The organism is Microlunatus aurantiacus (assembly GCF_039536605.1).
GTDB classification, from domain to species: Bacteria; Actinomycetota; Actinomycetes; order Propionibacteriales; family Propionibacteriaceae; genus Microlunatus; species Microlunatus aurantiacus.
This window is the reverse complement of the sequence record NZ_BAAAYX010000004.1, coordinates 510,001-522,339: the sequence shown is the minus strand read 5'-3', so window position 1 is coordinate 522,339 and position 12,339 is coordinate 510,001. Positions and strand designations below refer to the sequence as shown.

The window sequence follows — 12,339 nt, the reverse complement described above, 5'->3', positions numbered from 1 at the left end:
TACGATGTGCGCATGCGTGCGAGCGCGGTCCCCTCGTTGTCTGATCCTGCAGCTGGCTCCCCGGCTGCCCGGTTGCCCCGGCCGGTGGTCTGGCTGCTCTGGCTGCTCGCCGCCCTGGCCGGCAGCGTGGTGCTCGGGTTCCTCGCCGGCCTGGCCCGGCCGCGCCAGCCCGATCACTGGTCGGGGGTCCCCGTCTCCGCGGCGGAGCCCGCGCCGGTCGCCGAGCCGGCCCGCCCGACGACGTCGGCGCCACCGGCCGAGGACGGCTGACGGCGATGACCCGGCGACTCCGCCCGATGGCCGTGGCCGATCTGGCCCTGCTCCCCGACCCGTGCTCCCGGTGCACCTTCTGGGAGGTGAGCCTGCACGACCTCACCGCCCCCGACCTGCACCGCGACCGGACGGAGGTCAAGCGCGAGTGGGCGGAGGCGGTGGCGCGTCGCTGGGGCTACTGCGGGGTGATCGCCGCCGACGGCGACGAGCTCCTCGGCTACGCCACGCTGGCCCCCGCCGGCCTGGTGCCCCGGCTCGGGGCGCTGACCGTCACGCCGATCAACCCCGACGCCGCGGTGCTGCTGAGCGTCCGGGTCGAGGAGCCGCACCGGGGGCGGGGACTGGGCCGCCAGCTGCTGCAGTCGGCGGCCGGGTTGATGGTGCGCCGTGACATCCGCGCGATCGAAGCGGTCGCCAGCTCGCGGGAGGGGCCGTCGTGCCTCGCTCCGGCCGGCTTCCTGGAGCGGGTCGGCTTCACCGTGGTCCGCCCCCATCCGGTCACCCCGCGGTTGCGGATGGATCTCCAGTCGACGGCCCGCTGGCTCCCTGACCTGGGGGCGGCCTGGAACCGGCTCACCGGCCTGATGCCCCAACCGGCCCCCGGTCCGGAGCCCGCACACCGGCACGGACCGGGCGGTCTCGTCGGTGAGGGCGGATCGGCGGTGTCGGTCGGGATCCGGCATGGGGCGGATCCGCTGGGGGCACTGCGTGGCGCGGGGTCGGGCTCATGAGTGACGCCGTTCGTCGGGTGCGTCTGGAGCGCACCAGCCGGGGCCGCCTGCTGGCCCGCAACGAGCGCGGGGCCACCATGGCCATCGGGATGGGGGAGGACAGCGACTTCACCCCGGTCGAGCTGCTGCTGGTGGCCATCGCCGGGTGCTCGGCCATCGACGTCGACCTGATCACCGGCAAGCGCAGTGCCCCGGACGAGTTCGTCGTCGACGCCTCCGGGGTCAAGATCCGTGACCAGGAGGGCAACCGCCTGGTCGAGCTGGCCGTCGACTTCCGGGTCCGCTTCCCCGACACCGACGGGGGCCGCGCCGCCGAGTCGGTCCTCGAGCGGGCCATCACGGCGTCCCACGACCGGCTCTGCACCGTCACCCGTACGGTCGAGGTCGGCACCCCCGTGACCAGCTCGCTGCGCGGCGAGCGCGTGGCGGGACCGTCCGCCACCCCCGAGCCCGACGGCCCCGCGGACTGACGGCCTCAGCCCGGAGGACTCGACGTCGGTCGGCAGTGGTGGTGGCCGGACGAACACGGTTGACTGGACGGGTGGCCACCGCATCCCGTCCTCGTCCGCAACCAGTGCTGACCGACGTCACCGAGGCGACCAGCCAGGACTACCTCAAGGCGGTGATGCGCGGGTTCCACGGCGAGTACGACGGTCAGAGCTGGGATCTCGACCGACGCCTGTTCGAGCCCGGTCGCTGCTTCGGGTTCACCGCCGGCGACCGGTGGGTGGCGTCCTGCGGGGCCTTCACCCGGACGATGACGACTCCCGGCGGTTCGGTGCCGATCGGCGCCGTCACCATCGTCACCGTCGCTCCGACGCACCGGCGTCAGGGCCTGCTCAGTGCGATGATGCGGCACCAGCTCGCCGACATCCACCGGCGCAAGGAGCCGGTGGCGCTGTTGTGGGCCTCCGAGTCGGCCATCTACGGACGGTTCGGCTACGGCAGCGCGGTGCCGAGACTCGTGGTCACCGGACGAACCACTGACACCGCGTTCCTGCCCGGCGTCGACCTCGGTGGCGGCTGGGTCGAGGAGGTGTCCGCCGAGGAGTACGGCGCCGTGGTCCCGGACCTGCACGCGCGCCTGCTGCCCGACCGTCCCGGCGCCCTGGACCGGTCCGCCGTCTTCTGGGAACGCGATCTGACGGATCGTCCGGAGAGCCGCAAGGGAGCGCCACCGGTCCGGTACGCCCTGCACTTCGACGTCTCCGGGCAGCTCGACGGCTACGCACGGTTCAAGGTGACGTCACCGTGGACCGGTGACCTGCCCGACGCCGAGGTGGAGATCGTCGAAATCGACGCGGCGGATGTGACGGCGCGGGCGGGGCTGTGGCGGTTCCTGTTCGATCTCGACCTGGTGCGCCGCTTCCGGTGTCACGGGCTGGCGGTCGACGAGCCGCTCCGCTACCTGCTGGCCAACCCCCGGATCCTGATCACCACGCTCACCGACAGCACCTACGTCCGGATCGTCGACCTGCCGAAGGCGCTGGCCGGTCGCCGCTACGGTGCCGACCTGGACGTGGTGGTGCAGGTGTCGGATCCGCTTCTCGCGCACAACGACGGCACCTACCGCCTCCAGGCCGCGGCGGGCGCGCAGGCCCGGGTCACCCGAGCCGGCCGGCGCCGTCCCGACCTCAGCCTGGGCATCCGTGAGCTCGGCTCGATCTACCTGGGTGGCACCTCGCTGACCGCGTTGCACCGGGCGGGTCGGGTCAGCGAGCGGACGCCCGGCGCGGTGGCGGCGATGACGATGGCCTTCGACTGGCCCCAGCAGCCGTACTGCCCGGACGACTTCTGAGCGGACCCGACCGGTGCCACCGGTCCGGTGGCGCGTCGTCGGGTCGGCTCAGGTGCTGTCGGCGTCCTCGAGGTAGACGAGTCCGTTGCCGTCCGGGTCGCTGAAGTGGAACATCGCGGGCACGCCCTCCCAGCGCAGCACCTCCGGGTTGTGCAGCACCACCTCGTCGGCGTCGACCAGCCGTGCGTACGCCTCATCGGCGTCGGTGGTGCCGAGGCGGACGGCCATGGGCAGCGGGGTGTCCGGCGGCAGCAGCACCAGGCCCACCTCGGACCCCGGCGGCACCACCTCCACCATGCGTGCGCCCGGCGACACCTCGACGTCGTACCGCAGCTCGCACCCGAGCACGTCGAGGTAGAACGCCTTGGCCGCATCCTGGTCGGCCACGGGAATGGACACACTGAGGACCCTCGTCGTCTTCGTCATACGGGTAGGACTGCCGGCGACCCGCGAACTCACCGGCCCGCCGGCGGGGCGGGCGGACCGACGGCGAGGGCAGGCGGGCCGACGGCGAGGGCGGGCGGGCCGGACCGACGGCAGGTCTCCTCGTCGGTCAGGTGGTCCGGCGACCCCGGGCAACCGCCACCGCCAGGGCTCCCGCCGCGGCGGCCGCGACGCCTCCGGTGATCAGCCAGCGGTTGAGGCGGCGGTGCCCGACCGGGGAGACCGCCGCACCGGGGTCAGCCAGGTAGACCCGGCCCTGGTCCCCGTCGACGGTGATCTGCTGACCGCTGGTGATCCGGCGGGTGCCGACGGCGGTGCCGAGGACGGCGGGGATGCCGTACTCGCGGGCCACGATCGAGCTGTGGCTCAGCGGCCCTCCGATGTCGGTGACCACGGCGCCGGCTCGGGCGAACAACGAGGTCCAGGCCGGCGTGGTGATGGCGGCCACCAGCACCTCGCCCGGCCGGAGCTGCGCGAAATCGGCCGGGCCGGTGAGCACCCGGGCGGTCGCGGTGACCCGGCCGCTGCTGGCCCCGATCCCGGTGAGCACGTCGCCGGTCTGGTCCGCGGTGGTCGCCGGCATCCAGGCGCCGAGCCGGTCCATCCAGGTGCCCTGGGGCAGCAGCTGCGGTGGCGTCGCCCGGCGCTGACCGCGCCAGCGCTCCCGCCGGTCCGCCACCACCGGGAGCAGGTCGGCCCGCTCGTCGGCCGACGGTCCCGGGCCGGACTCCGACCACGCCCCCGACGCCGCCAGGACCGCGGCGATCTCGGCCCGCCGGCACCAGTAGACGTCGTCCATCTCCTCGACGGCGTCGGCGGCCACCAACCGGGCCCCGAGCTCGGCCAGCATCCGGCGCAGCTGCGGCCAGGCCAGCCCCACATCGGCCAGAGCGTCCTCCCGGACCGGGGCGATCGCCTGGGCGTGGCGGAGCAGGGTGTCGAAGGTGCTGCGGCGGAGCGGGTCGATCCGGCGCCGGATCACCACGGTGGCGGCATCCCGCTTCTGCTGCAGCCGGCGCTGCCGCTCGTACGGGTCGGTCGCCCCGGCGTCGAGCCAGAGCCGGACGCTGTCGACCAGGGGGGCGGGGTCGTCCGCGGGCACCGGGTTGGCCACGTCGAGGTTGTAGACGGCGTGCCCGTAGGTGTCGAGGTGCTGCTGGAACCGCTGGGCGAACTCCTCGGCGCCGGGGGTCAGCACCGCCGTGGTCAGGGGGCCCGGCCGGCCGAGGGCGAGTCCGGCCACCACCTCGGCCGACGGCGTCGCGGTCAGCCAGGCGGCGAGCTCGGGCTGGTCCCGCGCCCAGCGGGCCACGTCCCACAGCGAGCGCTCGGCCCGGATCGGTTCGCTGTCGAAGCCGACCAGCAGACCGGAGGCGGGTGGGTCGCCGTCGCGCCGGACGAAGGCGTCGTAGTACCGGGTCAGGGCGATCTCGGCGGTCGCGGCGATCGGCACGATGGTCTGGACGGCCGTGTAGTAGGTCGCCCCGGCCTCGACCAGCTCGGCCACCCCGGCCAGCAGCTCGTCGGCCGACAGCTGGGTCAGGTCGTGCGCCACCCAGGCGTCGACGATCGCCTGGTACGCCGGCCGGGCCACCGTCTCCCAGCGTTCCCGGCCGCCGACCCCGTGCCTTCCGTACGCCCCCCGCAGGGCTCGCGGTGTGCTCCGCAGCATCCGCAGCATGCCGGAGGAGGAGTAGCGGTAGTAGGCGTACCCGTTGACCGTCGGCAGGCCGATGTCGCCGGGCCGGATCGCGTCCGGACCCAGCACCTGCGTCACCAGGGACGTGAGGGAGGAGGTCACCGCTGGATCGATCAGCTCCGCGAACAGCGGGGTCAAGGGGTCCGGCAGCTGCTCGACGATGCTGACGCGGAAGTACCAGCCGGGCTCCGGCACCGGCCACGCCGTCGGCACCGGGCCGACCGGGTCGGGCAGCGCGGTGACCGGTCGGGACTGCAGGATCGTGAACGCACCCGCCGCGTCCCGCGCCCACTCGATGTCCTGGGGCGCACCGAAGTGGTCGGCGATCCGCCGGCCGAGACCGGCCAGCTCCCGGGCGGACCGGTCGTCCAGCACCTCGGCCCGACGTCGCTCGCCCGGCACCGGAGCCTCGGTGGTGCCATCGGCAGTCCGGACGGTCTGCACGGCCTTGTCAGCGGTCTGCCGCTGGGTGAGGGTGAGCTCCGGCCCGGTCAGGGTGAGCTGGTCGGTGTCCACCGACCCGCCGACCACCGCCTCGCCCAGTCCCCAGGCGGCGCTGATCAGCACGGTGTCACGGCGCCCGGTGCTCGGGTCGGCGGTGAACATCACCCCCGCGGCGGAGGCGTCGACCAGGTGCTGCACCACCACGGCCAGCTGCACGTCGGCGGGGTCGATGCCCTGCCGAGCGCGGTAGGCCATCGCCCGCGCCGTCCACAGCGACGCCCAGCACCGGCGTACGGCGTCGAGGACGGCCGCGGTCCCGGTGACGTTGAGGTAGGTGTCCTGCTGGCCGGCGAAGCTGGCACCCACCAGGTCCTCCGCCGTCGCCGACGAGCGGACGGCCACGGGTCCCTCGCCCAGGTCCCGGTAGGCGGCGGCGATCCGCGCGGCCACCTCGACGGGCACGGGTGGCGTGGTGACCAGCTCGGCGATCGCCTGCGCGGCGGTGGCGTAGGCGCTGTCCCGGTCGTCGTCGGTCGCGGCCGGCGCCGTGGCCGGCACCAGGGCCAGGATGCGGCTGCGCAGACCGAGCGCCTCGATGGCGTCGTCGTACGCCGCGGTGGTGACGACGAAACCGTCCGGCACCGGCAGTCCGGCCCGGACGAGCTCTCCCAGGTTGGCCGCCTTGCCACCGGCGGCGGACACGTCCGCGCGGCCGAACGCCGACAGCGGTGCCGTCCAGCGCTCCCCGCCGCCCTGAGCGGGGCCGCCGCCCTGAGCGGGGCCGCCGCCCTGAGCGGGGCCGCCGTCCTGAGCCGGGCCGCCGTCCCCGGTCGAGCCGTCGTCCCGGTCGTCCACCGCCATGTCGACCGAATCTACGCCCCTCGCGGGGCCTCCGGACTAGCGGTGGAGGTGGCCGCTGTCGATCAGAGGTACTCCTCGATCGCCTTCAGCAGCACCGACTTCGGCTTGGCGCCCTTGAACGCCTTGACCAGCTCGCCACCCACGTAGACCTGGATGGTCGGCAGCCCGAGCACGTGGTTGTTGGCCGGCGTCACCGGGTTGGTGTTGGTGTCCATCTTGACGAAGGTCACCTTGTCACCGTGGGTGGTGGCGAGCTCCTCGATGATGGGGGCGACCTGCTTGCAGGGGCCGCACCAGTCGGCCCAGTAGTCGACCAGGACCGGCTTGTCGGACTTGAGGACGACGTCCTCGAAGGTGGCGTCGGTGACCTCGTTGACAGATCCCATGGATGCTCCTACGGCTGCTTCGGCTGATGGTGAGGTGGTGATGTGCTCGATCCTGCCCGACGACGCTGACAGCGTCGCGACCTCGGATCGGCGTCAGACGGTGACCGTGTCGGCCAGGGCGGCGACGTAGTCAGCGGTGTCGTGCAGGTCCGCCAGGTACTTCTCGGCGTCCAGGGCGGCCGCACAGCCGGACCCGGCCGCGGTGATGGCCTGACGGTAGGTGTGGTCGACCAGGTCGCCGCAGGCGAAGACACCGGTCAGGTTGGTCCGGGTGCTCTTGGCGTCGGTGAGCACGTAGCCCTCGCTGTCGGTGTCGACCTGGTGGCGGATCAGCTCCGAACGGGGGTCGTGGCCGATGGCGATGAACAGACCCTGGACCGCGAGCTCGCGCTCCTCGCCCGTCTCGGTGTCGCGCAGGGTGACCGACTCCAGCGACTTCTGGCCGTGCAGCTCGGTGACCGCGCTGTTCCAGGCGAACGAGATCTTCGGGTCGTTCTCAGCCCGGGCGGCCATGATCTTGCTGGCCCGCAGGTGGTCGCGACGGTGGATGATCGTCACCGACCGGGCGAACCGGCTGAGGAAGGTGGCCTCCTCCATCGCGGAGTCGCCACCCCCGACCACGGCGATGTCCTTGTCGCGGAAGAAGAAGCCGTCGCAGGTCGCGCACCAGGAGACGCCATGGCCGGACAGCCGGTCCTCGTCGGCGATGCCGAGCTTGCGGTAGGCCGAGCCGGTCGCCAGGACCACCGTGCGCGCGGCGAAGGTCTTGCCGTACGCGTCCGTGACGGTCTTGATCGGTCCGGTCAGGTCCATCTCGGTGATGTCCTCGGTCACCAGCTCGGCGCCGAAGCGCTCCGCCTGGGCCCGCATGTTCTCCATCAGCTCCGGGCCCATGATGCCGTCGACGAAGCCGGGGAAGTTCTCGACGTCGGTGGTGTTCATCAACGCGCCGCCGGCGGTGATGGAGCCCTCGAAGACGAGCGGCTTCAGGTCGGCCCGGGCCGCGTACACGGCTGCGGTGTAACCGGCCGGTCCGCTGCCCACGATGATGACGTCGCGGACTTCGGTGGGGGTGTGGGTCATCGGTCCTGCTCTCGGATCTCGTCGTTCAGACTGCCTCGTACGCGGTCCGCCGTGTCGGTGGTGGAACCCTACAGCGGGCGTGCGTCCTACAGCCCGCCCAACGTGGAGCGGGCGCAGGCTATTCCGGCAGCGGCCGGGACCCCGGGTCGTCCTCGACAGCGGCGCCGGACGGGGTCCGGTCACCGGGCCTCATCGCGGGCGGCCCGCGGGTCATCGGACCCTCTCGCTCAGCGGTTCCTCCTACGACGGCCCCTCGTTCGTCACCCTGAAGAGCTGCCTGATGCTCTACCACCCGTAAGGGTGTAGCAGCCGCCCCGGGGCGGATCTAAGGTTGAGGCCTGCAAGGCTTACAACGTAAATCTGAGTCGTACACGATCCCGTGGTTCAGCAGCGTGCCACTGTTCCGAAGGGGCGCTCTGCTGTGCACGAAGTCCGCGAAAGCCATCTTCCTCCCGGCGGCGTCGACGGTGGTGCCGGTGAGGAGAACAGGACCCAGCTGGTTCTCGAGCACCTGTGGCTGGCGGATGCCCTGGCTGGTCGGTATCGCGGTCGTGGCGTCGAAGCCGACGACCTCCAGCAGGTGGCCCGGTGTGGCTTGGTAGAGGCGTCCCACCGCTTCGACCCGTCGATCGGTGCGTTCGGCCCGTTCGCCAGCACGACCATCACGGGCGTGTTGAAGCGGCACTTCCGCGACCACGGCTGGAGTGTTCGGCCCCCTCGGAGCCTGCAGCAGCTGTCCGTGCAGATCGGCGCGGATTGGTCCGCCGCTGCGCAGGATTCCGGCCGCGAGCCCCGACGCGAGGACTTCGCCGCTCGTCTCGGGCATCCCGTCATCCAGATCGACCGCGCCCTCCACGCCAGCCAGGTTTACCGCGTCAGCTCACTCGACGACGAGCGCCGCCCCCTGCGTGAGGTCGGGTACGCGGACCGCGGCTTCCCGCAGTGCGAGTCGAGAATGGTCGTCGAGCGACTCCTCCCTCAGCTCGAGCTGTCTGAGCAGCGGCTCATGACGTGGAGGTTCTGGGAGGACCGTACGCAGGCGGAGATCGCGCACGAGCTCGGCGTGAGCCAGATGCAGGCCTCCCGGTTGCTCAGCCGGACCCTGACCCGTCTGCGGGAGCTCCTCGCGACAGAGCCCGTGCCGGCCACCACGCCGGGGTCGTCACCCCGGGATGGCGGGGCTCGTTCCACACCCGCGGCGACGAGGGCATCGGCAGCCCACGGCGGTCGTGGCTCGGACCACGCCACCGCGCGTCCGGGTCTGCCACCGGCCTCAGCGGCATGACCCGCAGGACAGCGGGCGGGGTGCTGGGACGGTGCGGCACTCAGCGACGCTGAGCTCGGAGTCAGGTCAGCCGGTGCCGACGGTGCTCCGTCCGGTCCGTCGGACTCCCGCCGGTCTGTCCTTCTTCGGCGACGACGTGACCAGGGCGTTCACCCAGCTGGCGGGAACCGAGTTGTCCAGCAGCAGCGACTTCACGAACAAGGTGGCGGGGATGGCGAGCAGGGCGCCGAGCGTCCCGAGCAGGTAGGCCCACACGACGAGGGACAAGAACGCCACAGCTGCGCTGATTCCGACGGCGTCGCCGGTGAACCGGGGTTGGATGATCGTCTGGACCACGATGTTGATCACCGTGTAGACGATGACGACCGCGATCGCCGGGCCGACGCCGCCGTCCAACAAGGCGATGAGCGCCGGGGGGATGACACCCAGGATGAAGCCGATGTTCGGGATGTAGTTGGTGACGAACGCCAGCACACCCCACGTGAGGTACAGCGGAACTCCGATGATGAGCAGACCGATCACGTCCAGGACAGCGACGATGAGGCCGAAGATCGTGGTGACGATCCAGTACTTCCGGACGCGCTGACCGAAGTTGACGAAACCCTCGGCGATGTGGGGACGGGTCCCACGGATGACGGCGAGCCGGTCCGACATCGTCCCCGACTCGAAGGCCAGGAAGATCACCACGGTCACGATCAGCACCAGCAGCGACAGCCCGCCGCTCACGCCACTGAGGAGAGCCTGCGCCGGGCCCGCGAGGCTGCTGGGCTGCACCGACGAGGCCAGCTGCTCGATCTGGCGTTGCCCGATGCCCAGCTGCCCAGCGACGCCGAGCGCCGACGCGAGGATCTGCTGAAATGCCGGCGCGTACTGAGGCAGCGTGTCCACCAGCCGTACCACGGCGAACACGACGGACCCCAGGATGAGCCCGATCAGCAGGTAGATGGCCAGCAAGGTCACCGCGCTGGCGAGCCACGACGGCCAGCGTCGCGCGACGAGCAGGTGTCGCAGCGGCGCCACCGTGATCACCAGGGTGATCACCAAGAACAGTGGTGCAACGATGCTGGCCGCCGACTGGAGCCCGGCACCGATGACGATCGCGCCGGCGACGACCAGAACCGCGAAGAACGGAGGTCCTGGACGCTGCCCTGCTACCGGCATCGGATCCGGATCGGCCTGCACGTCAACGATCTTCTTGGTCATGTCCGTCTCCTCTGAAGCACTCGAGCTTCTCTCGAGTACCCGTCGGCTCACCCGGCAAACCTCGACGACTCGTCAGGTCGGAGCAGGCACCCTCACGGCGCTGTCGGCCACCCTCCCGGTGCAGATCCGCTGACCGGACAACGGCCCGCGGGGGTTCCTACTCCGAGAGCGCCACCCGCTCACCGGCGGAGGGGTTCTCTCCGCAGCCGGTGACCAGCGTCGCGTACGTCCGCCCGCTCACCCGGGTGTAGACGAGGTAGTTCTGCTCACCGGCGACGTACACCGGGGTGATGCCGGTGATCCGGCCGTTGGTGACCTCCCGGGCGCACCGCCACGCGGCGGAGAACAGGTGCGGGTCGAGGTCGCGGTCCTCGGCCAGGGTCCTGGCCTGCTCGGCCAGCGCCTCGGGGTGCACCTGGGCCGGGGAGACCGCCGAGGGCTCGTTCAGTCCGGCCGAGGCGCTCACCACGTAGCCCCCGAACCCGACGACGGCGGCGGCCACGGCGGCCGCCAGCATCAGTCGGATCACCCCCGTCTGCTTCACGTAGGTGGCCGTCGCGCCGGCCTTGAGCGGCGCCGGCCGGCGGAACGGGGTGACCGTCGAGGTCTCGCCCGACAGCACCCGATCCAACCGCGCGGCCACGGTGACCGGCATGGTCAGCGGCGGCAGTGCGGCGAGGTCACCCGAGATCAGGTCCAGCTCCGCGGTCAGCTCGGCCAGCTCCGTGCGGCACGCCGCACAGCCGGCCAGATGCTGCTCGGTCGCGGCCACGGCGTCGCCCGGCAGCTCACCGACGGCGAGGTCGGCGAGATCGTCCATCGTGGGATGGTCGAGCGCGAGATGGTCGGGCATCGGGTTTTCCTGGTCGGGCGGCGGCCCGGGCTCCGCGGTGGGCGGGACGAGGGGCTCGTCGGGGGGAAGTGGTGGGGTGGTCATTCGACCAGCCCTCGGGTCTGCAGCAGCTCGAGCGTACGACGCGACCGCTTGTCCAAGGTCGCGTGCGGCGCCTGCGCCAGTATCCACGTGAACAGGGTCGAGGGTCCGCGCAGCAGCAGGGCCGTCGGCACCGTCACCCGATCACGTTCCCCGTCGCGCTCGACCTCCAGCCGGTACGAGGGTCCGGCCGGTGTGGGCAGCTCCCTGACCGCACAGAGCTGGGACGCCTCGACGCGCTGGAAGTCGCGCCACCGCCGGGTGGTCAGCACCCGACCCTCGACCAGCAGGTACGAGCGCGTGCGCAACCAGACCACACAGCAGTAGAGAGCCCAGCCCAGCACCAGCACCACCCCGGCGGAGACCCAGCCGGCCGCCTGGCCGCGCGCGAGGATGCCGAGGCAGGCGACCAGTGCGACGGTGGCGAACACCAGGGGTGCCCGCCAGTTGTAGGACAGCTCCAGCGGCGCCGCCATCAGCGCACCCCCCGACCGTCGTTCCGGACGCGATCCCGGATGCGTTCTCGATCAGCGACGTCGCCGACGTCGTCGGCGGTCGCCCGCCGCCGGAGCAGCACGGCCAACCGGGCCCGCCCGCGGGCGCAGCGGCTCTTCACGGTGCCGGCCGGCACACCCAGCAGGGCCGCCGCCTCCTCGACCGGGTAGCCCTCGACGTCCACGAGGACCAGGGCGGCGCGCTGGTCGTCGTTGAGCTGCGCGAGGGCGGACGCCAGGTGATCGTGCAGCTCCTGCTGCTCGACCGGGTCGGGGACCGTCTCGGCCACCAGCTCGGCGGTGCGGTCGGGATCGGTGGGCAGCGGCTGCTCCGACTGCCGTCGTTGCTGCTTGCGCAGTCGGTCCAGGCAGGCGTTGACCACGATCCGGTGCAACCAGGTGCTCACCTGGGACTCGCCCCGGAAGCCGTTCGCCCGCCGGAAGGCGGCCAGGTAGGCGTCCTGGAGGGCGTCGGCCGCGTCGTGGGGATTGCGCATCATCCGCAGGGCCACGGCCCACAGCCGGTTCTGGTGGCGGTGGACCAGGGTGGCGAAGGCGTTCGGGTCGCCCGCCACGTGGGCGGCGAGCAGGGCGGCGTCTCCGTCAGGCAGGTCGGCCGGGGCAGTGGTGGCTACGGGCAGGACAGTGGCCGACCGGGCGACATCCGGAGGGCTCGTCGGAGCACCGGCGCCACCCCGCACCAA

At 72.2% G+C, this 12,339-nt stretch carries 13 protein-coding genes; 5 read left to right on the top strand and 8 right to left on the bottom strand.

Features of this window, described 5'->3' with window-relative positions:
- Positions 1-12 precede the first annotated feature (12 nt).
- The 4 genes from ABD714_RS10265 (at position 13) to ABD714_RS10250 (ending at position 2,802) form a co-directional block, all read left to right on the top strand.
- Positions 13-270: a hypothetical protein gene (locus ABD714_RS10265; RefSeq protein WP_344812220.1), complete on the top strand. Its 258-nt coding sequence runs from the start codon at positions 13-15 to the stop codon at positions 268-270.
- Between the two features lie 5 nt (positions 271-275).
- Positions 276-1,004, top strand: coding sequence for a GNAT family N-acetyltransferase (locus ABD714_RS10260; protein ID WP_344812219.1), 729 nt, complete (start codon positions 276-278; stop codon positions 1,002-1,004).
- A complete protein-coding gene (locus ABD714_RS10255) occupies positions 1,001-1,474 on the top strand; it encodes an OsmC family protein (RefSeq protein WP_344812218.1) in 474 nt (157 codons plus the stop codon). The genes ABD714_RS10260 and ABD714_RS10255 overlap by 4 nt, the downstream gene beginning before the upstream one ends.
- Before the next feature lie 71 nt (positions 1,475-1,545).
- A complete protein-coding gene (locus tag ABD714_RS10250) occupies positions 1,546-2,802 on the top strand; it encodes a GNAT family N-acetyltransferase (RefSeq protein WP_344812217.1) in 1,257 nt (418 codons plus the stop codon).
- A gap of 48 nt (positions 2,803-2,850) precedes the next feature.
- Here ABD714_RS10250 and ABD714_RS10245 read toward each other — a convergent pair whose 3' ends face one another.
- The 4 genes from ABD714_RS10245 to trxB form a co-directional block, all read right to left on the bottom strand.
- Positions 2,851-3,201 carry a VOC family protein gene (locus ABD714_RS10245; RefSeq protein WP_344812216.1) on the bottom strand — a complete coding sequence of 117 codons (351 nt, stop codon included), beginning with the start codon at positions 3,199-3,201 and terminating at the stop codon, positions 2,851-2,853.
- Positions 3,202-3,355: 154 nt separating this feature from the next.
- The gene (locus tag ABD714_RS10240) at positions 3,356-6,250 is read right to left on the bottom strand and encodes a PEP/pyruvate-binding domain-containing protein (RefSeq protein ID WP_344812215.1); all 2,895 of its coding nucleotides are present in this window, start codon (positions 6,248-6,250) and stop codon (positions 3,356-3,358) included.
- 62 nt (positions 6,251-6,312) lie between these two features.
- Positions 6,313-6,636, bottom strand: coding sequence for a thioredoxin (trxA, locus tag ABD714_RS10235; protein ID WP_344812214.1), 324 nt, complete (start codon positions 6,634-6,636; stop codon positions 6,313-6,315).
- A 93-nt stretch (positions 6,637-6,729) separates the two neighbouring features.
- Positions 6,730-7,719 carry a thioredoxin-disulfide reductase gene (trxB, locus tag ABD714_RS10230; protein ID WP_344812213.1) on the bottom strand — a complete coding sequence of 330 codons (990 nt, stop codon included), beginning with the start codon at positions 7,717-7,719 and terminating at the stop codon, positions 6,730-6,732.
- A 379-nt stretch (positions 7,720-8,098) separates the two neighbouring features.
- Between trxB and ABD714_RS23060 the strand changes: the two genes are divergently transcribed.
- The gene (locus tag ABD714_RS23060; protein WP_425562371.1) at positions 8,099-9,004 is read left to right on the top strand and encodes a sigma-70 family RNA polymerase sigma factor; all 906 of its coding nucleotides are present in this window, start codon (positions 8,099-8,101) and stop codon (positions 9,002-9,004) included.
- Positions 9,005-9,070: 66 nt separating this feature from the next.
- Here the strand turns inward: ABD714_RS23060 and ABD714_RS10220 are convergent, their stop codons facing one another.
- From ABD714_RS10220 to sigM, 4 genes are all read right to left on the bottom strand, one after another.
- Entirely contained in the window at positions 9,071-10,207 is a 1,137-nt protein-coding gene (locus ABD714_RS10220; protein ID WP_344812211.1) for an AI-2E family transporter, read from the bottom strand.
- Between the two features lie 157 nt (positions 10,208-10,364).
- The gene (locus tag ABD714_RS10215; protein WP_344812210.1) at positions 10,365-11,060 is read right to left on the bottom strand and encodes an anti-sigma factor family protein; all 696 of its coding nucleotides are present in this window, start codon (positions 11,058-11,060) and stop codon (positions 10,365-10,367) included.
- Positions 11,061-11,140: 80 nt separating this feature from the next.
- Positions 11,141-11,617: a hypothetical protein gene (locus ABD714_RS10210; RefSeq protein ID WP_344812209.1), complete on the bottom strand. Its 477-nt coding sequence runs from the start codon at positions 11,615-11,617 to the stop codon at positions 11,141-11,143.
- Positions 11,617-12,336, bottom strand: coding sequence for an RNA polymerase sigma factor SigM (sigM, locus tag ABD714_RS10205; RefSeq protein ID WP_344812267.1), 720 nt, complete (start codon positions 12,334-12,336; stop codon positions 11,617-11,619). The genes ABD714_RS10210 and sigM overlap by 1 nt, the downstream gene beginning before the upstream one ends.
- Positions 12,337-12,339 lie beyond the last annotated feature (3 nt).

What these genes read in the sequence shown, in the direction of transcription:
- ABD714_RS10265 (WP_344812220.1), top strand. Translation starts at nt 13, where the DNA reads ATGCGTGCGAGCGCGGTCCCCTCGTTGTCTGATCCTGCAGCTGGCTCC.
- ABD714_RS10260 (WP_344812219.1), top strand. Translation starts at nt 276, where the DNA reads ATGACCCGGCGACTCCGCCCGATGGCCGTGGCCGATCTGGCCCTGCTC.
- ABD714_RS10255 (WP_344812218.1), top strand. Translation starts at nt 1,001, where the DNA reads ATGAGTGACGCCGTTCGTCGGGTGCGTCTGGAGCGCACCAGCCGGGGC.
- ABD714_RS10240 (WP_344812215.1), bottom strand. Translation starts at nt 6,250, where the DNA reads ATGGCGGTGGACGACCGGGACGACGGCTCGACCGGGGACGGCGGCCCG.
- trxA (WP_344812214.1), bottom strand. Translation starts at nt 6,636, where the DNA reads ATGGGATCTGTCAACGAGGTCACCGACGCCACCTTCGAGGACGTCGTC.
- trxB (WP_344812213.1), bottom strand. Translation starts at nt 7,719, where the DNA reads ATGACCCACACCCCCACCGAAGTCCGCGACGTCATCATCGTGGGCAGC.
- ABD714_RS10220 (WP_344812211.1), bottom strand. Translation starts at nt 10,207, where the DNA reads ATGACCAAGAAGATCGTTGACGTGCAGGCCGATCCGGATCCGATGCCG.
- ABD714_RS10215 (WP_344812210.1), bottom strand. Translation starts at nt 11,060, where the DNA reads ATGCCCGACCATCTCGCGCTCGACCATCCCACGATGGACGATCTCGCC.
- ABD714_RS10210 (WP_344812209.1), bottom strand. Translation starts at nt 11,617, where the DNA reads ATGGCGGCGCCGCTGGAGCTGTCCTACAACTGGCGGGCACCCCTGGTG.